Here is a 21,567-nt window from a genome sequence, read left to right on the forward strand (position 1 = left end):
GCCCTTTCGTACTGTCAGACAGTACGAAAGGCCCCCGCGTGCGCAGGCCGGGCGGCGGGTCAGGGGTGCGGGGCGGCCCGGAAGCAGGTCGAGATGTGGTCGTCCACCATGCCGGTGGCCTGCATGAGCGCGTAGCACGTGGTGGGGCCGAGGAACTTGAAGCCGCGGCGCTTGAGCTCCTTGGCCATCGCCTTCGACTCGTCGGTGATGGCGGGGACGTCCGCGCTCGTCTTGGGCCGCTTGTGCTTCTCCGGCGCGAACGACCACAGCAGGGCGTCGAGGTCAACGTCCTGCTCGACGAGGACGCGCGCGTTGTGGACGGCGGCGTCGATCTTGAGGCGGTTGCGGACGATGCCCGCGTCGGCCATCAGGCGTTCGACGTCGGCCGGTCCGAACTCGGCCACGAGCTTCGGGTCGAACCCGGCGAACGCCGCGCGGAAGGCGGGACGCTTGCGCAGGATCGTGATCCACGACAGGCCGGACTGGAACGCCTCCAGCGACATCCGCTCGTACAGCTCGGGCGTGCCGTGCAGCTCCACGCCCCACTCGGTGTCGTGGTACTCGGCGTAGTCCGGCGTCGAGTCGCCCCACGGGCAGCGGCTGATCACCGGTACTCCTCGGCGAACCGGGCGAACCGGTGCAGCGACCGGCGCAGCATCAGCACGAACAACGGCTTCACGACGGGGAAGAAGAACGGCACGTCGAGCCGTTCCGTCCACACGAAACGGCCGCCGCGCACGGCGAACACGCCGGTCCCTCGCACGACCCGGCCGAGGTGCAGCACCTCGACGGCGTGCGGCGGGTCCCAGCGGGTGATGCGCATGCGGTCCGAGACGCCGAACGTGACGGCGTCGATCTCGCTGCCCACCGACCTGCCGTCACCCTCCACCACGGACACGCGGGTGCCGAACACCCACTCCGACTGGCGTTCCCAGTCGGTCATCGCGCGGAAGACCGTGTCCGGTGGCGCGGCCACCTCGACGCTCAGCTCAAGCTCGGTGCTCACTGCTCTCCAGCTCCTCGACGCGGGCCCGCAGCTCCCCGACCTCCGTCGCGAGCCGCTGCAGCACCCAGTCGACCTCGCTCATCTTGTAGCCGCGGAACGACTGCTGGAACTTCAGCTCGCGGACGTGCTCCTCGGTGAGGCCGTCCGCGGGCAGACGCGTCGGGGAGGCGCCCGGCGGCAGCGGTTCGAGCTCCTCGCCGCGCCCGAACACCAACGCCGCGAGCAGGAACACCACTGCCGCGACGGCCACCATCACGATCAGGTAGAGAAGGGCGTTGGTCACACGACGATCGTGGCACAGCTCAGGCACCGGCGAGCGAGCAGACCGAGACGAACGACCACGATCCAGCTGACCGCGCTCGCGATCGTCATCGGCGCCGACTGCAGCAGCCGCTGCGGGTCGAGGTGCGCGGTGGCCAGGACGATCGACAGGTTGCCCGCCAGCACCGCCCCCACGGCCACCATCCCGATCGACGCGGCCACCCTGGCCAGCAGCTTCGGGTCGTAGCGGCGGGCCACCAGCCGGCCTGCCACCAGCGCGGCGAGCGCGACGGCGGACGCGATGCCGTTGGTGAGGTCGTTGGCCTTGGCGACGAAGAGGTACCAGGACGGCGGCGGCGTGGCGAAGGCCGGCCACGGGCCGATGAACAGCATCCGCCCGTACTCCCACGCCATGTGCATCAGCGGCAGCACGATCGCGAGCCACACGAGCGTGCGCGTGCCGTACCCGACGGCCAGCTCGGCCTGGTACTCGTTCGCGATCACGCGGACCGGGCCGAACTCGTCGACCGCGCGCCGCTGCGCCTCCTGCTCGGTCAGGCCGCTGCCGAGGTGGGCCTCGGTCGCGTCGGCGAGGCTGTCGCGGGTCTCGGTGAGCAGGTCGCGGACCTGCCTGGGCGAGCCGTTGAGCCGGGACCCGAGGTCCGTCACGTACCTGTCGATCACGTCTGCGCCCACGTTCCGCCCCCTCCCAGCACCCCGCCGATCACCGTCGTGAACTCGCGCCACGCCGCGCGTTCGGCGTGCAGCGCCTTCCGTCCCGCCGAGGTGAGCCGGTAGGTGCGGCGCTTGCGTCCGCCGACCGTGCTCCAGTCGCTCGCCACGTGCCCCGCCCGTTCCAGCCGGCGCAGCGCCGGGTAGACGGTGCCCGTCGGCAGGTCGAGCGCACCGCCGCTGCCCTGCTGCAACGCCTCGATGATCGCGTAGCCGTGCAGCTGCCTGCCGTCGAGCGTGGCCAGCAACAACGCGTCGAGGTGGCCGCGTAGCGCGTCGGGCTTCATGTCCCCGCACTCTACTGACCGGCCCGCCGGGGCCGGTCCCGGAAGATTCCCGTAGTGCCGGTCGGGGACGTCCCTGAGTTCTCCCCGGTATCGGCGGAGAAGCGTTCATAAGTAGCACAGCTACACATAGCTTCCCTACACATGAGCGCAGTAGACCTCGCCCGCCTCCAGTTCGCGACGACGACGTCGTTCCACTTCCTGTTCGTGCTGCTCACCCTCGGTCTGGTCACCCTGCTCGTGGTGATGCAGACGAGGTTCACCATCACCGGGGCGCGCGTGCACGAGCGGATGACGTTGTTCTGGGGCCGGATCTACGTGATCAACTACGCGCTCGGGATCGTCACCGGCATCGTGATGGAGTTCCAGTTCGGCCTGAACTGGTCGGGGCTCGCGACCTACGCCGGTGACGTGTTCGGGGCGCCGCTCGCGGTGGAGACGCTGGTCGCGTTCTTCCTGGAGTCCACGTTCCTGGGGCTGTGGATCTTCGGCTGGGGCAAGCTGAACCGCTGGCTTCACCTCTCCCTGCTCTACCTGACCGCGCTCACGGCGTTCGCGTCGGCGTTCTGGATCATGGCGGCCAACGGGTTCCTGCAGAACCCGGTCGGCCACCGGGTGGACGGGAACGTGCTGCGGCTGACCGACTTCGGCGCGCTGCTGACGAACCCGGCTTTCGTCCACGCGCTGCCGCACGTGATCTCGGCCGCCCTGACCGTCGGCGGCGTGTTCCTGACCGGGGTGTCGGCGTACCACTTCATCAAGCGCACCCCCGAGGCCGACTTCTTCCGCCGCTCGCTGCGGATGGGCGTCGTGACAACGGCGCTGGCCACGCCGGTGCTGTTCACGTTCGGCATCACGCAGCTGAACGTCGTCAGCGAGCTCCAGCCGCACAAGAACGAGGCGGCGTCGTGGATCGGTCTCCCGCTCGGGTTCATGATCCTCATCGGGCTGGGGCTGACCGTCGTCAGCTGGCTCACGCTGCCGCTGCTCGCCAGGGACGCCGTGATCCGGATGCGCTTCCCCTTGTACCTCATGGTGATCGGCATCCCGGTCCCGTTCGCCGCCGCGATCTTCGGCTGGCTGTACCGGGAGGTCGGCAGGCAGCCGTGGGTCGTCTACGGCCTGCTGCGCACCGAGGACGCGGTGTCGCATGTGGACGCCGGTCAGATCCTGTTGTCGCTCATCGTGTTCACGTCCCTGTTCGTGGTGCTGGCCGGTGTGGACTGGGTGTTGATCGCACGTGCGGTCCGCCGCGGTCCGGACGTGGCTCCCGCCCCTGTCTCGCCGTTGGTGGTGACGCTCTGATGGAAACGCTCTGGCTGGTCGTGCTCGGCACGCTCGCCACCGGCTACTTCACGCTGGCCGGCTTCGACTACGGCACCGGGTTGCTGCTGCCGTTCCGCCGCCGTGACGAGGCCCTGTCCAGGATGACGCCGTTCTTCCTCGGCAACGAGGTGTGGCTGGTGGCCGCGGTCGGCGTGCTGCTCGCGGCGTTCCCGCGGCTCGAAGGAGAGCTGCTGTCCGGGTCGCACTCGGTGTTCACGCTGCTGCTCGCCGGGCTCGTGCTGTTCATGGCGGCCGTGCAGCTGCGGCTGTGGTGGTGGCTCGTGTTCACCGGCGCGCTGATGGTGTCCGTCGGCTGGGGCCTGTTCCTGGCGCACCTGCTCGACGCACCGCCGTTCGTGGCGCTGGTGATGCCGGTGCTGTTCGCGGTGCACGGCTGGGTGTTCCAGAACCGGCGGTGGGCGCTGTTCCCCGTGTCGGCGGCGTTGTGCGCGCTGCCGATCCCGCTCGCGTTCGGCACGATCGACGTCTCCGGCCTGATGGCGCACCCCGCCACGCTCACCCTGCTCGCGTGGGTCGCGATCCCGGTCATCCCGCTGGTGGTGGTGTTGCAGTGGTCGATCGTCGCCATCTCCTCGCGCTGATCCCGATCCCGTTCCTGGTGCTGGCGCAGGCCGAGCTGCTCGCGTCAGTGCTGAGCGGCGGCACCGGTTTCCTCCTGCTGTGCCTGGTGGTCGGCGTGCGCGTGCTGGTCTGGTGGCTGCACCGCGCGTGGGCGCACCGGGCTGCCGAACGCACTCGTGCGCGGTTGCGGGAGGCGTTCCTGCGCTCGCCCGGCACCAAGGCCGGTGAAGTCGCCACCCTGGTCACGCGGGGCGTGCACGACGTGACCCCGTACGTCGTGGGGTACCTCCCGATGCGGGTCCTGGCCGTGGTGGTGCCGCTCGCGGTCATGGTCAGGCTGGCGTTCGCCGACCTGACGGCCGCGCTGACGATTCTGGTGACGCTGCCGTTGATCCCGGTCTTCGGCGCGCTGGTGGGCGCGCACACCCGTGAGCGGACCGCCCGCCAGTGGGACGCGCTGGCGACGCTCGGCGGGCACTTCCTCGACGTGGTCAAGGGAATCGGGACGCTGCGGACGTTCGGCAGGGCCGGGGCGCAGTCGGCGACGGTCCGCGAGCTGGCCGCACGGCACCGGGCCGAGACGATGTCGGCGCTGCGGATCGCGTTCCTGTCGGCGTTCGTGCTGGAGCTCGTCGCGACGCTGTCGGTGGCCTTGGTCGCCGTGCCGGTAGGGCTGCGGCTGCTCGGCGGAGGGGTGCCGCTGCACACCGCCCTGCTCGTGCTCTTCCTGGCCCCGGAGGCGTTCCTGCCGCTGCGGGCCGCGGGAGCGCAGTTCCACGCGAGCGCACAGGGCCGTGAGGTGCTGGCCAAGGTGCCCGAGGTGGTCGAACGCGCCGGTGTGGAGCCGCCGGATCTCAGCGAGGCCGAGATCGTGCTCGACTCGGTGAGCGTCCGCAGCCTGGAGAACTTCTCGTTGCGCATCGCGCCGGGCGAACGGATCGCGCTCGTCGGCGCGAGCGGTGCGGGCAAGAGCACCGTGCTGGGGCTGCTGCTCGGGTTCGTGCGACCGGACAGCGGCCGGGTGCTCGTCGGCGGTGTCGACCTGGCCGAGATCGACCGGGAGAAGTGGCTGGCGGCGCTGTCGTGGGTGCCGCAACGGCCGACGCTCGTCCCGGCGAACCTCTCGTCCGGTGAACAGCAACGCGTCGCGCTGGCGAACGCGGTGGCACGGCGGCATGCCGGTCTCTTCCTGCTCGACGAACCGACCGCGCACCTCGACGCGGAGACCGAAGCCTTGGAGCTCAAGGCGATGCGTGACTTCACGAAGGGGCGGACCGCCGTGGTCGTGGCCCACCGGCCCGCGTTGCTGGACGAGGTCGACAGGGTGGTGACGGTGTGAGACTCGCGATCCTCGTGGGCGTGCTCGCCGAACTGGCGGGCGTCGGCCTCACCGCCACGGCGACCTGGCTCGTCATGCGCGCCGCCGAGCACCCGCCGATGCACGCGCTGACCGTGGCGATTGTCGCGGTCCGCACGCTCGCCCTCGCCAAGGGCGCCCTGCGCTACCTCGAACGCCTGACGAGCCACCGGGCCGTGCTGGGCGAGGCCGTCGAGCTACGCGGACGCGTCTACGACGACCTCGTGCACCGCCGACACATCCCGTCCGGCACGGCGCTGACCCGCATCGTCACGAACGTCGACCAGCACCTGGACTCGCGGCTGCGCACCACGTTGCCGTGGACCACGGCCGCTGTCGTGGGCGCGGTCGTCGCGGCAGCCTCGGGCTTCTCTCCGCCACTCGTCATCGGTCTGCTGATCACCCTGGCCCTGCTCCCCTGGCTCGCGCTCCGCGACCCGCGGGACCTCACCCCGTTGCGCGCGAAGCTGACCGAACAAACCACCGAACTGGTGCACAGCAAAGAAGAACTCATCGCGTACGGCCTCTTCGACGAGAAGCTCTCCGCCGCTACGGCGACCGCGAAAGCGTTGTCCCGCAAGGAACGCACGCGCGACCTGACCCCGCTGGCGATCGCCGTCCAGTTCGGCGTGGCACTGCTGATGCTCGCGCAGCACGAGCCCGCGTGGCTGGTCATGGCCGCGATCGCGACGTTCGAGATCACCGTCCCGCTGGCCGCACTGACGAAGCCCGCACCGGAACCCACCGACGAACCGGAGCCACCGGCCATCCACGAAATCCCGCTTCTGCAAGGGAAGACGGCGATCGTAGGACCGAGCGGAGCGGGCAAGACGACGTTGCTCAACGCCATCGCGCACCGGCTGGAACCCAGCAAGGGCGCACTGGCCGACGCGCACGTCTTCCACACCACCGTCCGCACGAACGTGCTGCTCGCCAAGCCGGGTGCCACCCAGGAGGAGCTGGACCGCGCCGCCGCGATCACCGAGCTGGACCTCGACTGGGACCAGGTCGTCGGCGAACGCGGCGAGGAGATCTCCGGCGGCCAGCGGCAACGCCTGGTCCTCACCAGGTCGGTGCTCGCGAACCCGGACGTCCTGCTGCTCGACGAACCCACCGAAGGACTCGACCCCGAGCAGGCCGACCGGGTGCTGGGCAAGGTGCTCGACCACAGCCGCGGCACGGCGCTGGTCGTGACCCACCGGACCGAGCAGCTAGCGCTCTTCGACCACGTGCGCCATCGGCGGCCGGTCGGCCACCAGGACGTCGGTCGAGTCGGGTAGCCACTCGCCGCCGACCTGCACGAACTGGGTGAGCGGGCCCGCCTGCGACTCGACCCCGCAGCGGGCCAGCGCCGTTCCCATGATCTGCGAGGACATCACGCCCAGCTGCAACAGCGACCGGTTGCGGTGCTTGCGCACCCCGAGGTTCACCTGCGCCAGCGCCGACAGCCCGTGCAGCCGGTGCACGTCCAGCAGCAGCCCGATCTCCACGCCGTACCCGGCCGCGAACGGGACGGACTCCAAAAAGGACCGTGTCGCCGCGTACTCGCCGCCGAGCGGTTGCACCACACCGGAGAGCTCGGGCCGCAGCGTGTTCAGCAACGGCCGCGCCACCAGCTCGGTGACCCGTCCGCCGCCGCTGCTCTCCAGCCGCAATGGCCGCCGGTAGAAGCCCTTCACCAGGTGCACGTCCCGGTCGAGCAGCAACGGCCCGAGCAACGCCGTCACGAACGCCGTCTCCGGGTCCACCAGGTCGGAGTCGAGGAAGACGACCAGGTCACCGGTGGTCGCCGCGAGCGAGCGCCACAGCACCTCGCCCTTGCCGGGCACGGGTTCCAGCCACGGCACGACGTCCTCGCGCAGCACCACGCGTGCCCCGGCGGCGGAGGCGACGGCCACCGTCCGGTCGGTCGACCCGGAGTCCATCACCACCAGCTCGTCGACGAGCGTCCCGAGCAGCGGCCGGACCACGGAGACGACGTCGCCGACGGTCTCCTCCTCGTTCAGCGCGGGCAGCACCACGGACACCGTGCGGCCGCGTTTGAGCGCCACGAGCTCCTCGGGCGTCCAGGACGGCTGCTGCCAGGTGTGCGAGGCGAACCAGGCTTCGACGGCGGGCAGCATCACGCGAGCGCCCTCAGCGCACGGGCCGGCGGACGGGTGCCCATCACGCTCGCGACCATCTCCACGACCTTTCTCGCCTGCCGCACGTCGGACGCGCGCAGCGCACGTGCTCCGGACAGCGCGGCGACCGTCGCGGCGGCCAGGGTGAAGTCCTCGTCACCCGGCGGCACCGTCGCCACCTCGACCGCCTCGGTGAACTCCGGCAGCTCCAGCTCACCGTCGAACTCGATGACGTCCGCGCCGTCCGCCACCGCCCGCTCGGCCTCGTCCGCGCTGGTCACAGCCGCGATCACCAGCACTCTGTCGGTCGGCGGCTCGCTCACGCGGAATCGGTTCACACCCTCCAGCGTAGACAGTGACCTGACTCACAGCCTCTTGCTACTCCCGAGTAGCAAGACCTTTACTCCTCGGTAACACCCTGTGTGATGTGCGTCATGGTCAAGGAGGACCTTGCGTGCGCCGTTCCCTAGTCCTGTTCCTGGTCTTCCTCACCACCCTGCTCGGTGCGCCGACGGCCCAGGCCGCCCCCGGCCACCAGATCACCTACCGCTCCATCCCCGGCGTCGGCGGCACCGCGCTGAAGGCGTTCGTGATCGAGCCGACCGGCATCGGCTCCGGCCCGTTCCCCCTGCTCGTCATGCCGTCCAGCTGGTCGGTGCCGAACATCGAGTACGTCGGCGCCGCCGCCAAGCTCGCCAAGCAGTCCGGCTACGTCGTCGTCAGCTACACCAGCCGCGGCTTCTGGGACTCGGGCGGCCAGATCGACATCGCCGGGCCCGACACCGTCGGTGACGTCAGCAAGGTCATCGACTGGGCCGTCGCCAACGTGCGCGCGGACGGCACCAAGGTCGGCGTGGCCGGCATCTCCTACGGCGGTGGCCAGTCGCTGCTCGCCGCCGCCGCGGACAAGCGCGTCAAGGCCGTCGCGGCGCTGAGCACGTGGACCGACCTCGCCCGGTCGCTCTACCCGAACACCACCGTGAACAAGCAGGCCGTGGACCTGCTGCTCACCGCGGGCAAGCTCACCGGCCGGCCCGGCCCCGTCCTCCAGGAGGCGGAGGCCGCCTACCGCGCGGGCAGGTTCTGGGAGGTCGTGCCGATCTCCGAGGGCCGCTCGGCCGCCGCGAAGATCGACCAGATCAACGCCAACGGCACCGCGGTGATGATCGGCAACGCCTGGAACGACGGCATCTTCGCGCCGGGCCAGATCGCCGACTTCTACTCGCGGCTCACCGGGCCCAAGCGGCTCATGCTCTCGCCGGGCGACCACGCCACCGCCGAGCTGTTCGGCGCGGCCGGTCTGCCCAACGAGATCTGGGAGTCCACCGGCCGCTGGTTCGACCGCTACGTCAAGGGCGTCGCCAACGGCATCGACTCCGAGCAGCCGGTGCGGCTCAAGCCCAACAACGGCGGCACGTGGCGCACGTTCGGCGCGTGGCCCGCCGGTGCCACCGACACCCTGCAGCTCGACGGCAAGCGGATCGCCGCCGGGTGGAACACCCTCGCCGACAGCGGCACGATCCTCGTGTCCGGTGCGCTGCAAGGGTTCCTGAAGATCCCGACCGGCGTCTCGCTGCCGCTGGTCGACCGCAACGCCGCCGCGGTGTGGACCGGCCCGCGCTACTCCGGCGGCGTCACGCTCGCCGGGACGCCGAAGCTCCGGTTGCAGGTCACGCCCAGCGCCGAGACCACGACGCTGTTCGCCTACCTGTACGAGGTCGGCCCGCTCGGCCTCGGCGCGCTGGTCACGCACAAGCCCGTCACGGTGACGGGTGCGGGCCGCACGCAGACGCTCGACGTCGAGCTGGAACCGACGGTGTGGAACGTCGGCGCGGGCAACCGGCTGGCACTCGTGATCGACACGGTCGACCCCCGGTACTCGTCGGAATCGACACGTGGCTCAACCGTCACCTTCGGACCGTCGAGCCTCACCGTGCCGAAGGCGTAAGAATGACCGGGTGGAACTCACCCGGCGACAGGTGCTCCTCCACCGGATCCACCAGCACGAGCTGGACCGGCGGACCGGCGACGCGGCCGAGCTGGCGGTGTTGTCCCTGGGCGTCCAGGACAACACCTCCGGCTCGGCCCTGCTGAGCCTCGCCGCCAGGCTCACCGAGCCGAAGGCGGACGACTTCGTCCTCACCTGGTCCGTGCGCGGTGCCCCGCACCTGCACCGGGCTGGTGAGCTGAAGGCGTTCGCCCGCGCGCTGTGGCCGTGGAGCGACGCCGACGCACGAGCACGCGCGTCCCGCCCGAAGACCGACGACATGCTGGCGTCGTTGCGGCACATCGCGACGGCAATGAGGTCGATCGTCACGAAGCCGATGACCAAGGGCGATCTGAGCGCGGCCCTCACTCCGCTGGCCCCCAGGCAGACGATCGAGGCGTGCCGCGGCTGCGGGACCGAGCACGTGAGCGACCCGATCTTCCGGCTCGGCGCGCTGCCCGCCGGTCTGCGCATCCTGCCCGAGCACAAGACCGTGACGTTCGAACGCATCCACGGCTGGCCCGTGGTGCCGGTGCCGCGCAAGACGGCCGGGTTCGACGAATTGGTCCACCGCTACCTCACCCTGCACGGCCCCGCCGGACCGTCCGAAGTGGCCGCTTACTTCGGCACGACGCTGCGTGAGCTGAAGAAGCGCTGGCCGGAGGAAGGACTGGTGGAGGTCACCGTCGAGGGCAGGCGGGCGTGGCTGCCCGAGGGCCTGGAGATCGCCGACGCCGCACCGCCGGACGTGCGCCTGCTGCCGCCGACCGACCCGTACCTGCAAGCCCGCGACCGCGACCTGCTGCTGCCGGACAAGGCGGCGCAACGGGACGTCTTCCGCGTCCTCGGACGGCGCGGCGCGATCCTGGCCGACGGCGAGATCGCGGGCTCCTGGCAGGGCAGGGTGGTGTCCGGCAAGCGGTTCGAGGTGACGGCGACGCCGTACCGCCCGTTGCCGGACCTCCTGCCGGAAGCCCAGTTCCTGGCTCAGGCCAGGGGACTAGCGGACGCAAGCGTCAAGAGCGGCTGACACGTCGTCGGTGACGACCAGCGACTCCAGCGCCGCGTGCGAGACGAAACCCTTGTCCCGCAGCTCGGTGAGCCACTCGACCAGGCCCTTGTAGTGGTTGTCGACGTCGAGCAGCACGACCGGCTTGCCGTGCATGCCGAGCACACCGGCCGTCCACACCTCGAAGAACTCCTCGGCGGTGCCGATGCCGCCGGGCAGGGTGAGGAACGCGTCCGCCTTGTCGTCCATCATCTTCTTGCGCTCGCGCATGGTGTCGACGACGTGCAACTCCGTCGAGTCGTGGTCGGCGATCTCCCTGGTGGCGAGGCTCTTCGGGATGACGCCGTAGGTGTGCGCGCCACCGGCACGCGCCTCCCGCGCCACCGCGCCCATCATCGACGTCTGCCCGCCGCCCCAGACGAGGTGCCAACCGCGCGCGGCGATCTGGCGCCCGACCTCGGAGGCGAGGTCGACGTAGCTCTGCGGGACCGTCGCGAGACTTCCGCAGTACACAGCGACATACATCAGTGCGCGTCCGCCCATGCCTGGTGCGCTTCCTTGACCACGCGCACCGCGTCCTCGATGTCGTCGGTGAGGTGCAGCAGCGCCAGGTCCTTCTCGCCGACCTTGCCGCCTTCCAGCACCGAGTCCTTGACCCAGTCGTACAGGCCCTGCCAGTACTTCTTGCCGAACAGCACGACCGGGAACTTCGTGACCTTCTTCGTCTGCACCAGCGTGAGCGCCTCGAACAGCTCGTCGAGAGTGCCGAACCCGCCGGGCAGGCAGATGAACGCCTGCGAGTACTTGATGAACATCGTCTTGCGCACGAAGAAGTAGCGGAAGTTCACGCCGAGGTCGACCCACGGGTTGAGGCCCTGCTCGAACGGCAGCTCGATGCCGAGCCCGACCGAGAAACCCCCGGCCTCCGAACACCCGCGGTTGACCGCCTCCATCGCGCCGGGACCACCACCGGTGATCACCGCGAACCCGGCCTGCGCCAGCGCGCCGCCGAGGTCGCGCCCGACCTGGTACTCCGGGTGGTCACGACCGGTACGGGCCGAGCCGAACACGGTGACCGCGCTGGGCACCTCGGCCAGCGCGCCGAACCCCTCGACGAACTCGGCCTGGATCCGCAGCACCCGCCACGGGTCGGTATGCACCCAGTCCGACGGCCCGCGCGAGTCCAGCAGCCGCTGGTCGGTGGTCGTCAGCTCGTCCCTGCGTTCCCTGCGCAGCACCACAGGACCGCGCTGCTTCTCCTTGGGGTGCTCGTCCACGGCACCGTTCTTCTCTTCCGTCATCACTGAGATTCTAGTGATCAGTCGAGCAGAAATCGCTGAAGCACCGCGAAACACTCGGTAACCTGCCGCACCGGCAGATGCTCTTCCTGAGTGTGCGCCAGCGTCGGGTCACCAGGCCCGAAGTTCACCGCGGGCATCCCCAGCGCCGCGAACCGCGCCACGTCGGTCCACCCGAGCTTCGCGACGGGAGTACCCCCGGCGGCAGCGACCAGCTCCTGTGCTGCGGGCGCGCTCAGCCCCGGCAGCGCCCCACCCGCGAAGTCCGTGACCGTGACGTCGAACCCGTCGAACACCTCACGCAGGTGCCGCTCGGCCTCCTCCACCGACCGGTCCGGCGCGAACCGGTGGTTCACCGTCAGCACGGCCTCGTCCGGCACCACGTTCCCGGCGACCCCACCGCTGATCTTCACGGCCTGGAGCCCCTCGTGGTACCGGCACCCGTCGATCTCGGGCTGCCGCGGCACGTACGCCTCCAGCCGCCGCAACGCCTCCCCCATCCCGTGGATGGCGTTGGCCCCCATCCAGGCCCGAGCGGTGTGAGCCCGCCGCCCGGTGGTCCGGACCTCGACCCGCATGGTCCCCTGACACCCGGCCTCGACGGTCCCGTTGGACGGCTCGCACACGATCGCGAGGTCCCCGAGCAACCACTCCGGAAGCTCCCGCTGGATCCGCGTCAGCCCGTTCCTCTCGGCCTCGATCTCCTCGCAGTCGTAGAACACGAACGTGAGGTCATGCCGAGCCTCGGCGCTCAACGCGGCGATGGCGAGCATGACCGCGTCGCCACCCTTCATGTCCACGGTCCCGCACCCGTGCAACACGTCACCGTCACGCCGGCTGGGAAAGTTGGAGTTGATCGGCACGGTGTCCAGATGCCCGGCCAGCACCACCCGCCGCCCCCGCCCGAGACGAGTGCGAGCCAGCACCGAGTTCCCCGAACGAGTGATCTCCAGATGCGGCGCCTGCCCGCGCAACGACCGCTCGACCAGATCGGCGATCTCCTCCTCCTCCCCGGACACGCTGCGCACATCCACGAGAGCGGTGGTCAGGTCGATCGGATCGGCGAACAGATCAAGGGTGTCGGACACCCGCCCACCCTACTCAGCAAACTTGGGCGCTACCCCGTTCAGCCGATACCGTGCGCAGCGTGATCAAGCGCACACTCCTGGTCATCACCCTGCTCCTGCTCGCCACCGGCTGCGGCGACCCACCGGCCACGTGCGACACGCAGTGCGGCGAGATCAGAACGCTGTTCACCGCCCCCTGCGGCGCCCAGCACAGCGGCACCCCGGCGCAATGCGCGACCTGGGTCACCGAGGTGGGCGCCATGACCCGCACCCTCGACACCTCCCTGCGCACCAAGGACCGGGTCAAACGCGATGTCACCGACCTGCTCCCCCGCCTGCTGACCACAGTCCACACCTTCGAGACCAACCGCTGCGGCGAGGTGCGCGTGGAGAACGCCGACAGCACCAACATCCGCCAGTCGAAGTGCAACGAGGCCCTGATCTCCACCAGAGGCGACCTGGGCTCGCTCTACTTCATCGCCGAGGTACCGGACTAAGCACCGGAAGCCCCGCCCACCCTCACCCGCCACACACCCGCCCGCGCGTCACCCACCAGCGTTCCCCGCCTCCTCTGCGTGACGCGGCTTTAGGACGCGGGGACCCCGCGTACTCGTGGAACGAACGCGGGGACCCCGCGTCCTCAGCGGGAAACACGAAAGGGCGTCGCGAGCGGGGCTGGTCGTGACGGACAGCATTCTCGAAGACCGGTCGGAAGAGCCCCTCGCCTGGAACCCGGACCCGCACGCACCAACGACTAGGCTCACCACCGTGAGCACCGCATACGGCATCGGCCTGGCCACAGTGACCCCGGACGGCACCGTCCTAGACACCTGGTACCCGTCCCCCGCCCTGGGAGACGCAGGCGACCCGGGCACGACCCGCCTGTCGTCGGCGGAGATCGCGGACTCCCTGGGCGAGGCGGCGGCGAAACTCCTGGGCGCGGACCCGGAACGCGAGGTGGAGGTGGTCGGCGTCAGGGTCGCCATCGACCTCGGCGAGGCACCGCGGTCCACCTACGACGTCTGGCTGAGGCTGCACCTGCTGAGCCACCGCCTGGTCAAGCCCCACGGCGCCAACCTGGACGGCATCTTCGGCCTCCTCACCAACGTCGTGTGGACCAACCACGGCCCCTGCGCCGTCGAGAACTTCGAACAGACCCGCACCCGGCTGCGCCCCAGGGGCCCGGTCACCGTCTACGGCGTCGACAAGTTCCCCAGGATGGTCGACTACGTGGTCCCCGGCGGCGTCCGCATCGGCGACGCCGACCGGGTCCGCCTGGGCGCCCACCTGGCCTCCGGCACCACGGTCATGCACGAGGGCTTCGTGAACTTCAACGCCGGCACGCTCGGCAGCTCGATGGTCGAGGGCCGCATCTCCGGCGGCGTCGTCGTCGGTGACGGCTCGGACGTCGGTGGCGGCGCGTCGATCATGGGCACGCTGTCCGGTGGCGGCAAGCAGGTCATCAGCATCGGCGAGCGCTGCCTGCTCGGCGCGAACGCCGGTCTCGGCATCTCGCTGGGCGACGACTGCGTGGTCGAGGCGGGCCTGTACATCACGGCGGGCACGAAGGTGACGCTGCCGGACGGCGAGGTCGTGAAGGCCGTGTCGCTGAGCGGCCAGTCGAACCTGCTGTTCCTCCGGGACTCGGTGACCGGCGCGGTCCTGGTGAAGCCGCGCAAGGGCACCGGCGTCGAGCTGAACGCCGCACTGCACGCGAACGACTGACGGACCGGCTTTCCCCAGCAACGCAGCGTCCGGGTCCGGCCACCCAGGCCGGACCCCTGCCGGTCGAGGGAGGTGCCCGTGCTGAAACAGCGTCTGGAGCTCAACGCCCGCGCCGCCATCGAACGAGCCTTGCAGGGGGCGCAGTCGGAGGACTCCTTCGTGGAGTTCAAGACGCAGTGGCCGGTCGACCACGGCAAGGCCGCGCGCCAGATCGCCGCCCTGTGCAACGCCGCCCGCGGTTCCGAGGCGATGTACATCGTGGGCGTCGACGAGAAGGGCCGCTACGTCAAGGGCGCACGCGCCGAGGAGCTGTCCTCGTGGTGGCCGCGGGTGGAGAGCCACTTCGACGGTGTCGCGCCGGGCCTCACGACCGTCGCGTTCGACTGGGCTCCGCGCCGGACCGTCGTCGTCCTGAGCCTGCAGACCGACAACGCGCCGTACGTGTTCGTCACGAAGAAGGAGCCGTACAGCAGGGAGATCCCGTGGCGCTCCGGTGAACGCACCCGCTCGGCGCGCCGCGGGGAGATCCTGGAGCTGCTGGTCCCGAAGCTCGACATGCCGGGCTGGGAGTTCGTGAGCGCCCGCGCCACGCTCAGCCAGCACTCGCCGACGCTGCGGTTCGAGGGCGACCTCTACCTGGAGACGAACCAGCCGCTCTCGCTGCCGCACCACCGCTGCCACTCGTACGCCCGCTACGGGCTCGACAACGAGGCGGTCGACCTGGCGTTCAGCTTCCGCACGAACACGCGGGACGTGCGGGCCGTGGAACGGGTCGTGCGCGTCGCGGAACCGTCCGTACTGCACGTCATCGCGGACACGGACGTCGAGCTGGAAGCCTTCCAGGACCTCTGGGACCTGCACTGGCACCTCGTGCTCGGCCTCGGCCTGAGCGGTGAGGAGATCAGCACCAGCGTCCGCCTGACGACGGACGCGGTGCCTCCGAACCAGTTCACCCGCAGGGTCTGGTCGGCTCTCAAGCCCTGAGGCGCTCCACGGCGGCGGCGACCCGCTCGTCCGAAGCCGTCAGGGCGATCCGGACGTGCCGCTCGCCCTCCGGGCCGTAGAAGGTGCCGGGAGCGGCCAGGATGCCGCGGTCGGCCAGCCAGGAGATGGTCTCCCAGGCGTCCTCACCGCGCGTCGACCACAGATACAGCCCCGCCTCGGAGTGCGACACGGTGAACCCGGCCGCCTCCAGCGCGGGCTTGAGCACCTCGCGCCGGGCGAGGTAGCGCGCCCGCTGCTCGGCGACGTGCTCGTCGTCCTCCAGCGCGGCCCGCATGGCCTCCTGCACCGGCCGGGGCACGATCATCCCGGCGTGCTTGCGCAGCTCCAGCAGTCCCGCGACCAGTTCCGGGTCACCGGCGACGAACCCGGCGCGGTACCCGGCCAGCGACGACGACTTCGACAGCGAGTGCACGGCGAGGACGCCGTCGAAGGAGTCCACGACGGACGGGTGCAGCACGGACACGGGCGAGGAGCCCCAGGGCAGCGACAGGTAGCACTCGTCCGACGCGACGACGGCCCCGACCTCGCGGGCGGCCGCGACGGCGGCGCGCAGTTGCTCGGCCGACAGCACCCGGCCCGTCGGGTTGGACGGCGAGTTCAGCCACACCAGCTTCGTGCCGGCGGGCGGCGGCTCCCCGTCGGCGAGCCGCACGACGGTCGCCCCCGCCATCAGCGCGCCGACCTCGTAGGTCGGGTACGCCACGGACGGCACGGCGACGACGTCACCCGGCCCGACCCCGAGCAGGGTGGGCAGCCAGGCCACGAGCTCCTTGGAGCCGATGGTCGGCAGCACGGCCTCCGGTGCCAGCCCGGTGACCCCGTACCGGCGCTCCACCGCGGCGACGACGGCGGCGCGCAGCTCCGGGGTGCCGTGCGTCGTCGGGTAGCCGGGGACGTCCGCGACGGACGACAGCGCGGCCTGGATCACGGCGGGCACCGGGTCGACGGGCGTGCCGACCGAGAGGTCGACCACGCCGCCGGGGTGCGTGCGCGCCTTGGCGGCGTGGTCGGCCAGGGAGTCCCACGGGAAGTCGGGCAGCCCCGGGCCCCGGCGTCGGATGATCAATGCTCCGCGGCCTGCGGCGGGAGAGCCTTCACGAAGCTCGGGTCCGCGCTGACCTTGCCGACCTTGGACGCGCCACCGGGCGAGCCGAGCTCGTCGAAGAAGTCGACGTTCGCCTTGGTGTATTCCTTCCACTCGTCCGGGACGTCGTCCTCGTAGTAGATGGCTTCCACCGGGCACACCGGCTCGCACGCACCACAGTCCACGCACTCGTCGGGGTGGATGTAGAGCATCCGGTCGCCTTCGTAGATGCAGTCGACCGGGCACTCTTCGATGCACGCCTTGTCGAGCAGATCCACGCACGGCTGGGCGATCACATAAGTCACTGCGCTCTCCAACTTCATCTGGTCACACCGCGCAAGCCGGAGAGTACGCGGCACGTTCGAGTATCCCCCGGCCAGGTTTGCCTTAGCTGCACGGTGTGCCACGTCACAACACCCGGCCGGACAAACTCCCGACGACCGGACAGGATGAACGCGTGCACACCGTCGACCACCTGGAAACGCTCTGCGCGCGAGCATGGCCGGTGCCGGCAGAAGTTCCGCTAGGAGACTGGTTGATGCGCGCCGCCGACGGGTTCACCGGCCGCGCCAACAGCACCCTGACCTGCGGCGACCCCGGAGTTCCCATCCGGGAGGCGTTGGCGGCCGCCGAGAGGTTCGCGCTCCGGCACGGCATCGCGCCCACGGTCCACGTGGTCGTGGGCTCCGAGCACGAGCCCGCCATCGCGGACGCGGGCTGGCGGGTGAACCTCGACCACCCCGGCGGGGCGGAGTCGCAGGTGATGACCGGTCCGCTGGAGAAGTTCGCGTCCGGCGTGGCGGTCAGTCGTGATCTTCCCGGATGGTGGGACATGACGACCGGATCCGAGGTGACCGCCGCCCAGCGGCACGTGCTCGGCAGCGGCGGCAACGTCTGCTTCGCGAGCCTCACCGACAACGGGACCGTGGTCGCGGCCGTGCGCGGCGCCGTCGTCGAGGACGTCCTGCACGTCGCCCGCCTCGCCGTGCGGCCGTCACACCGCCGTCAGGGCCTCGCACGGCGGCTCATGGGCGAAGTGGCCGGCTGGGGCCTGGAGCGGGGCGCCACGACGTGCGCGTTGCAGGTCGCCGTGGACAACCAGGCGGCGATCGGGCTGTACGAGGAGCTCGGCTGCACCGAGCACCACCGCTACCGCTACTGGACGCCCGCGGGCTCGTAACGGCCGGGCCGGTTCGCGGCGTTGCGGGCCATCACGGCCCCCACGGCCACCGCACCCGTCAACGCGCCGCCCGCGAGCAGCAGCAGCCCGCGCCAGTCCTGCAACAGCACGATGGTCTCCCTCGTGCTGCCCGGCTCCATGTAGCCGAAGACCATCAGCGTGAGGAACCACACGATCAACGGCATCGCCGCCGACACGACGCTCTCGGACAGCGAAGCCGCCCACGACACCAGCAGCGGCGTCATGACGGCGGCCACCGCGATCACGACCGGGAACGGGAAGTCCCCCAGCTCCGGCAGCAACGTGCCGTCGAAGCGCAGGGGCAGGAACATCGTTTCGAGCACGGCGAGCACCGCTGCCTCGACGTTCAGGAGCAGCAGCAGGACCACTCGCGTGCCACCGGTCACCCGAGCCCTCCGAACAGGTCTGTCTCCGCCCCGGCCGCGGGGCCCTTGGCGATCACGTAGTACTCGGCGCCGACCAGCGGCTGCGCGATGTCGTTCGACAGCGCGTATCCGCCGTCCCACACACTGACCTGCGTCGAGTGTGCACGCAAAGCACGCCGCTTGGCCGTGAGGTGCTCGGACACGTCCACAACCGTTGTGATCTCTTCATCCGGCGTCACCGGCAGCTCACCGGGCTCCGGCAGCCGGAACGACTCCGGCACGTCCTCCAGCGCCGCCACACCCTCGTTCGTGGCGTCGCGGGACGTGACGGCGTAGAAGACCCGTTCGACCTCGGAGACCTTGGCGCAGGCGGCCATCGTGATCTCGTGCGCACGGATGTGGTCGGGGTGCCCGTACCCGCCGAACGCGTCGTAGCTCACGACCACCTGCGGCTTGACCTCGCGCAGGATCTCGGCCAGCTGCGCCGCCTGCTCCTCGACCTCGCCCTGGATGAACGCCCGCGGGTGCGCGTTGGACGGCACGTCGACCATGCCCGAGTCGCGCCACCTGCCGATGCCACCGAGGAACCGGTGGTCCGTCACCCCGAGCGCCGCACAGGCCGACCGCAGCTCGCCGACGCGGTACCCGCCGAGCTGGTCGGCCTCCGCGGCCGCGAGGCGGGCCAGTGCGGGCGGGATGATCTCGCCCTCCTCGCCCAGCGTGCAGGTGACGACGGTGACGTGCGCACCCGCCGAGGCGTAGCGCGCGATGGTGCCGCCGGTCCAGAGACTCTCGTCGTCCGGGTGGGCGTGCACGAAGAGCAACCGTGGTGGGGCAGTCAGCGTCACCGAATCAGAGTAAAGCTGTGCATATGGCCCCTGCTGCGCAGGGGCGGCGAAATCGCCGGTATGTCCGCCGGGAGTTCCGCACCGGTAAGCCGAAAGGCCGCGGCCCGTGGCGAACCACGGACCGCAGCCTCGGTGAAAAATAACGCGGAACCCTTACACCACAGCGCGTTCTTCGGCGAAGTGGCACGCGGACAGCGTTCCGTCCGGTCCGCCGCGCAGCTCCAGCTTCGGCTCCTCGGTGGCGCAGATGTCCTGCGCCTTCCAGCAGCGGGTGCGGAAGCGGCAGCCCGACGGCGGGTTCACCGGTGAGGGCACGTCGCCGGTCAGCACGATCCGCTGGCGCTTGCGCTCCTGCTTCGGGTCCGGCATGGGGACCGCGGACAGCAGCGCCTGCGTGTACGGGTGCATCGGCTTGGTGTAGATGGTCTCGCGCTCGCCCATCTCGATGATCTTGCCGAGGTACATGACCGCGACCCGGTCCGAGATGTGCCGGACGACCGAGAGGTCGTGCGCGACGAACAGGTACGCCAGGTCGAGGCGTTCCTGCAGCTCCTCCAGCAGGTTCACGACACCGGCCTGCACCGAGACGTCCAGCGCGGACACCGGTTCGTCCAGCACCAGGAACCGCGGGTTGAGCGCCAGTGCCCGCGCGATGCCGATGCGCTGCCGCTGACCGCCGGAGAACTCGTGCGGGTAGCGGTTGCGGTGCTCGGGGTTCAGGCCGACGAGCTCCAGCAGCTCGTTGACCCTGCGCTGCACGCCGCCCTCGAACCCGTGGATCTGCAGGGGCTCCGCGATGATGTCGTTGACCTGCCACTTGGGGTTCAGCGACGCGTACGGGTCCTGGAAGACGATCTGGATGTCCTTGCGCAACGGCCGCAGCTGCTTGGTGCTCATGGAGGTGAGCTCCCGGCCCTCGAACTTCACCGAGCCCGAGGTCGGCTTGTGCAGCTGCAGGATCGCGCGGCCGGTCGTCGACTTGCCGCAGCCGGACTCGCCGACCAGGCCCAGCGTCTCACCGGGGTGCAGCGTGAACGACACACCGGACACGGCCTGCACCGTGCCGACGTTGCGCGGGATGATCCCCTTGCCGCGCACGGGGAACTCCTTGACGAGGTCGGTGACCTCCAGCAGCGGAGCGGTCACTTCGCCTCCTCCTCGGACACCAGGGTGCCGTGCACGGCGGTCACTTCGAGCGACTCGTCGGGGTTGGCCTGCGCGAACGCGGCGGGGTTCTCGACGGTGCCGATCTCGTCGTGCAGGAACAGCTTCTGCGGCTGCTCGACGGTCGCGAGGTGCTCCCAGCGGTGACAGCGCGTCTTGTGGTTGACACCGGCCTCCTCGAGCTCCGGCTCCCACTCGTGGCACGTCTGGACGACGAGCGGGCAGCGCGGGGAGAACGAGCACCCCGTCGGCAGGTTCACGAGCGAGGGCGGTGCGCCCTTGATCGGCGTGAGCCGCTTGCCCAGGGTCGCCGGGTTCGGCACGGAGCCGAGGAGTCCGACGGTGTAGGGCATCCGCGGCTGTTCGAAGACGTCGTCGACGGGGCCGGACTCGACGACCGTGCCGCCGTACATGACCTGCACGCGGTTCACCATGCCCGCGACGACGCCGAGGTCGTGCGTGATCATGACGATCGCCGCGTCGGTCTCGGACTGCAGCCGCAGCATCGTGTCGAGGATCTGCGCCTGCACCGTCACGTCGAGCGCGGTGGTCGGCTCGTCGGCGATGATCACGCTCGGGTCGTTGATGATCGCCATCGCGATCACCACGCGCTGCCGCATGCCGCCGGAGAACTCGTGCGGGTACTGGGCCGCGCGCTTGTCCGGCTGCGGGATGCCGACCAGTTCCAGGGCCTCGACCGCCTTGGCCCACGCCGCCTTCTTGGACACGTCGTGGTGCGCCCGGTAGGTCTCGGCGAGCTGCCACCCCACGGTGTACACGGGGTTCAGCGACGTCATCGGGTCCTGGAAGATCATCGAGATGTGCTTGCTGCGGAACGGCTGCATCTGCTTGTAGGAGCGGCCGTTCAGCTCCTCACCGCGGTAGCGGATGGAGCCCTCGACGCGGGCGTTCTTGGGCAGCAGGCCCATGATCGCCATGGACGACACGGACTTGCCGGAGCCCGACTCGCCGACGATGCCCAGCACGTCGCCGGGGTTGAGGTCGAACGAGACGTTGCGCACGGCGCGGACGTCGCCGTCGTCGGTCGGGAACGTGACCGACAGGTCCTTCACCGAGAGCAGCGGCGCGGTGGTGTCACCGGAGGACAGGAAGTCCTCCGGCCGTTCGGAAACAGTGGTCATC

Annotated in this window: 26 protein-coding genes; 10 read left to right on the forward strand and 16 right to left on the reverse strand. The window is 70.3% G+C overall.

Going from position 1 to position 21,567, the window contains the following annotated elements:
• Positions 1-59: 59 nt before the first annotated feature.
• From BLT23_RS25955 to BLT23_RS25975, 5 genes are read right to left on the reverse strand one after another with little or no spacing between them, the layout of a single operon-like run.
• The gene (locus BLT23_RS25955; protein ID WP_090053818.1) at positions 60-605 is read right to left on the reverse strand and encodes a DNA-3-methyladenine glycosylase I; all 546 of its coding nucleotides are present in this window, start codon (positions 603-605) and stop codon (positions 60-62) included.
• A complete protein-coding gene (locus BLT23_RS25960) occupies positions 605-1,006 on the reverse strand; it encodes an SRPBCC family protein (protein WP_090053268.1) in 402 nt (133 codons plus the stop codon). Before BLT23_RS25960 ends, BLT23_RS25955 begins: the two co-directional genes overlap by 1 nt.
• Positions 990-1,289 carry a DivIVA domain-containing protein gene (locus BLT23_RS25965; protein ID WP_090053270.1) on the reverse strand — a complete coding sequence of 100 codons (300 nt, stop codon included), beginning with the start codon at positions 1,287-1,289 and terminating at the stop codon, positions 990-992. Before BLT23_RS25965 ends, BLT23_RS25960 begins: the two co-directional genes overlap by 17 nt.
• On the reverse strand, positions 1,286-1,963 hold the full coding sequence (locus BLT23_RS25970) for a permease prefix domain 1-containing protein (RefSeq protein WP_090053272.1): 678 nt from the start codon (positions 1,961-1,963) through the stop codon (positions 1,286-1,288). Before BLT23_RS25970 ends, BLT23_RS25965 begins: the two co-directional genes overlap by 4 nt.
• Positions 1,948-2,286 (reverse strand): PadR family transcriptional regulator, encoded by a 339-nt coding sequence (locus tag BLT23_RS25975; RefSeq protein WP_090053275.1) that lies wholly within the window; start codon positions 2,284-2,286, stop codon positions 1,948-1,950. Before BLT23_RS25975 ends, BLT23_RS25970 begins: the two co-directional genes overlap by 16 nt.
• A gap of 141 nt (positions 2,287-2,427) precedes the next feature.
• Between BLT23_RS25975 and BLT23_RS25980 the strand changes: the two genes are divergently transcribed.
• Genes BLT23_RS25980 through BLT23_RS25995 form a run of 4 tightly spaced genes read left to right on the forward strand, consistent with a single transcriptional unit; the run spans position 2,428 to position 6,828 of the window.
• Positions 2,428-3,588: a cytochrome ubiquinol oxidase subunit I gene (locus BLT23_RS25980; RefSeq protein ID WP_090053277.1), complete on the forward strand. Its 1,161-nt coding sequence runs from the start codon at positions 2,428-2,430 to the stop codon at positions 3,586-3,588.
• Positions 3,588-4,211 (forward strand): cytochrome d ubiquinol oxidase subunit II, encoded by a 624-nt coding sequence (locus tag BLT23_RS25985; protein WP_090053280.1) that lies wholly within the window; start codon positions 3,588-3,590, stop codon positions 4,209-4,211. Before BLT23_RS25980 ends, BLT23_RS25985 begins: the two co-directional genes overlap by 1 nt.
• Complete coding sequence (locus BLT23_RS25990) at positions 4,181-5,530, forward strand: ABC transporter ATP-binding protein/permease (RefSeq protein WP_090053282.1); 1,350 nt, start codon at positions 4,181-4,183, stop codon at positions 5,528-5,530. The genes BLT23_RS25985 and BLT23_RS25990 overlap by 31 nt, the downstream gene beginning before the upstream one ends.
• Positions 5,527-6,828 (forward strand): ATP-binding cassette domain-containing protein, encoded by a 1,302-nt coding sequence (locus tag BLT23_RS25995; protein WP_245744177.1) that lies wholly within the window; start codon positions 5,527-5,529, stop codon positions 6,826-6,828. Before BLT23_RS25990 ends, BLT23_RS25995 begins: the two co-directional genes overlap by 4 nt.
• Here the strand turns inward: BLT23_RS25995 and BLT23_RS26000 are convergent.
• Both BLT23_RS26000 and BLT23_RS26005 read right to left on the reverse strand, forming a co-directional pair.
• Positions 6,760-7,671, reverse strand: a complete 912-nt coding sequence (locus tag BLT23_RS26000) for a glucosyl-3-phosphoglycerate synthase (protein ID WP_090053820.1) — start codon at positions 7,669-7,671, stop codon at positions 6,760-6,762. The two genes, BLT23_RS25995 and BLT23_RS26000, sit on opposite strands and share 69 nt — an antisense overlap.
• On the reverse strand, positions 7,671-8,009 hold the full coding sequence (locus BLT23_RS26005) for a hypothetical protein (RefSeq protein WP_143036043.1): 339 nt from the start codon (positions 8,007-8,009) through the stop codon (positions 7,671-7,673). The genes BLT23_RS26000 and BLT23_RS26005 overlap by 1 nt, the downstream gene beginning before the upstream one ends.
• Before the next feature lie 116 nt (positions 8,010-8,125).
• On the opposite strand from BLT23_RS26005, the gene BLT23_RS26010 reads away from it, so the two are divergent.
• On the forward strand, positions 8,126-9,619 hold the full coding sequence (locus BLT23_RS26010; protein WP_090053287.1) for a CocE/NonD family hydrolase: 1,494 nt from the start codon (positions 8,126-8,128) through the stop codon (positions 9,617-9,619).
• Positions 9,620-9,629: 10 nt separating this feature from the next.
• Positions 9,630-10,688, forward strand: a complete 1,059-nt coding sequence (locus tag BLT23_RS26015) for a winged helix DNA-binding domain-containing protein (protein WP_176946928.1) — start codon at positions 9,630-9,632, stop codon at positions 10,686-10,688.
• Here BLT23_RS26015 and BLT23_RS26020 read toward each other — a convergent pair.
• The 3 genes from BLT23_RS26020 to dapE are packed head-to-tail and all read right to left on the reverse strand — an operon-like array spanning position 10,659 to position 13,053.
• Positions 10,659-11,210 (reverse strand): LOG family protein, encoded by a 552-nt coding sequence (locus tag BLT23_RS26020; RefSeq protein ID WP_090053292.1) that lies wholly within the window; start codon positions 11,208-11,210, stop codon positions 10,659-10,661. The two genes, BLT23_RS26015 and BLT23_RS26020, sit on opposite strands and share 30 nt — an antisense overlap.
• Positions 11,192-11,968, reverse strand: a complete 777-nt coding sequence (locus tag BLT23_RS26025) for an LOG family protein (protein WP_090053294.1) — start codon at positions 11,966-11,968, stop codon at positions 11,192-11,194. The genes BLT23_RS26020 and BLT23_RS26025 overlap by 19 nt, the downstream gene beginning before the upstream one ends.
• A 17-nt stretch (positions 11,969-11,985) precedes the next feature.
• Positions 11,986-13,053 (reverse strand): succinyl-diaminopimelate desuccinylase, encoded by a 1,068-nt coding sequence (dapE, locus tag BLT23_RS26030; protein WP_090053297.1) that lies wholly within the window; start codon positions 13,051-13,053, stop codon positions 11,986-11,988.
• Positions 13,054-13,112: 59 nt separating this feature from the next.
• Here dapE and BLT23_RS26035 point away from each other — a divergent pair, with 59 nt between their 5' ends.
• The 3 genes from BLT23_RS26035 (at position 13,113) to BLT23_RS26045 (ending at position 15,741) form a co-directional block, all read left to right on the forward strand.
• A complete protein-coding gene (locus BLT23_RS26035) occupies positions 13,113-13,529 on the forward strand; it encodes a hypothetical protein (protein WP_143036044.1) in 417 nt (138 codons plus the stop codon).
• A 271-nt stretch (positions 13,530-13,800) separates the two neighbouring features.
• Positions 13,801-14,757, forward strand: coding sequence for a 2,3,4,5-tetrahydropyridine-2,6-dicarboxylate N-succinyltransferase (dapD, locus tag BLT23_RS26040; RefSeq protein WP_090053303.1), 957 nt, complete (start codon positions 13,801-13,803; stop codon positions 14,755-14,757).
• 78 nt (positions 14,758-14,835) lie between these two features.
• Positions 14,836-15,741 carry an AlbA family DNA-binding domain-containing protein gene (locus tag BLT23_RS26045; protein WP_143036045.1) on the forward strand — a complete coding sequence of 302 codons (906 nt, stop codon included), beginning with the start codon at positions 14,836-14,838 and terminating at the stop codon, positions 15,739-15,741.
• On the opposite strand, the gene dapC is transcribed toward BLT23_RS26045, so the two are convergent.
• Positions 15,731-16,822 carry a succinyldiaminopimelate transaminase gene (dapC, locus tag BLT23_RS26050; RefSeq protein ID WP_218133903.1) on the reverse strand — a complete coding sequence of 364 codons (1,092 nt, stop codon included), beginning with the start codon at positions 16,820-16,822 and terminating at the stop codon, positions 15,731-15,733. The genes BLT23_RS26045 and dapC overlap by 11 nt on opposite strands.
• Positions 16,823-16,824: 2 nt before the next feature.
• Entirely contained in the window at positions 16,825-17,151 is a 327-nt protein-coding gene (gene fdxA, locus BLT23_RS40180; protein ID WP_218133895.1) for a ferredoxin, read from the reverse strand.
• A gap of 200 nt (positions 17,152-17,351) precedes the next feature.
• On the opposite strand from fdxA, the gene BLT23_RS26060 reads away from it, so the two are divergent.
• Positions 17,352-18,026 (forward strand): GNAT family N-acetyltransferase, encoded by a 675-nt coding sequence (locus BLT23_RS26060; RefSeq protein ID WP_425434415.1) that lies wholly within the window; start codon positions 17,352-17,354, stop codon positions 18,024-18,026.
• On the opposite strand, the gene BLT23_RS26065 is transcribed toward BLT23_RS26060, so the two are convergent.
• The 4 genes from BLT23_RS26065 to BLT23_RS26080 all read right to left on the reverse strand — a co-directional run bounded on the left by BLT23_RS26065 (position 18,002) and on the right by BLT23_RS26080 (position 21,566).
• Complete coding sequence (locus BLT23_RS26065) at positions 18,002-18,433, reverse strand: hypothetical protein (RefSeq protein ID WP_090053317.1); 432 nt, start codon at positions 18,431-18,433, stop codon at positions 18,002-18,004. The two genes, BLT23_RS26060 and BLT23_RS26065, sit on opposite strands and share 25 nt — an antisense overlap.
• On the reverse strand, positions 18,430-19,260 hold the full coding sequence (mshB, locus tag BLT23_RS26070) for an N-acetyl-1-D-myo-inositol-2-amino-2-deoxy-alpha-D-glucopyranoside deacetylase (RefSeq protein ID WP_090053321.1): 831 nt from the start codon (positions 19,258-19,260) through the stop codon (positions 18,430-18,432). The genes BLT23_RS26065 and mshB overlap by 4 nt, the downstream gene beginning before the upstream one ends.
• Positions 19,261-19,413: 153 nt before the next feature.
• Positions 19,414-20,406, reverse strand: a complete 993-nt coding sequence (locus BLT23_RS26075; protein ID WP_090053324.1) for an ABC transporter ATP-binding protein — start codon at positions 20,404-20,406, stop codon at positions 19,414-19,416.
• Positions 20,403-21,566 (reverse strand): ABC transporter ATP-binding protein, encoded by a 1,164-nt coding sequence (locus BLT23_RS26080; RefSeq protein WP_176946929.1) that lies wholly within the window; start codon positions 21,564-21,566, stop codon positions 20,403-20,405. Before BLT23_RS26080 ends, BLT23_RS26075 begins: the two co-directional genes overlap by 4 nt.
• Between the last annotated feature and the right edge of the window lies 1 nt (position 21,567).

The organism is Lentzea fradiae, assembly GCF_900100955.1.
In the GTDB taxonomy this organism is placed as follows: Bacteria; Actinomycetota; Actinomycetes; order Mycobacteriales; family Pseudonocardiaceae; genus Lentzea; species Lentzea fradiae.

Coding starts and splice junctions, on each gene's coding strand:
- BLT23_RS26000 (WP_090053820.1), bottom strand. CDS start 7,671: ATGCTGCCCGCCGTCGAAGCCTGGTTCGCCTCGCACACCTGGCAGCAG.
- BLT23_RS25985 (WP_090053280.1), top strand. CDS start 3,588: ATGGAAACGCTCTGGCTGGTCGTGCTCGGCACGCTCGCCACCGGCTAC.
- BLT23_RS26020 (WP_090053292.1), bottom strand. CDS start 11,210: ATGGGCGGACGCGCACTGATGTATGTCGCTGTGTACTGCGGAAGTCTC.
- BLT23_RS25975 (WP_090053275.1), bottom strand. CDS start 2,286: ATGAAGCCCGACGCGCTACGCGGCCACCTCGACGCGTTGTTGCTGGCC.
- BLT23_RS25980 (WP_090053277.1), top strand. CDS start 2,428: ATGAGCGCAGTAGACCTCGCCCGCCTCCAGTTCGCGACGACGACGTCG.
- BLT23_RS26080 (WP_176946929.1), bottom strand. CDS start 21,566: ATGACCACTGTTTCCGAACGGCCGGAGGACTTCCTGTCCTCCGGTGAC.
- BLT23_RS26025 (WP_090053294.1), bottom strand. CDS start 11,968: ATGACGGAAGAGAAGAACGGTGCCGTGGACGAGCACCCCAAGGAGAAG.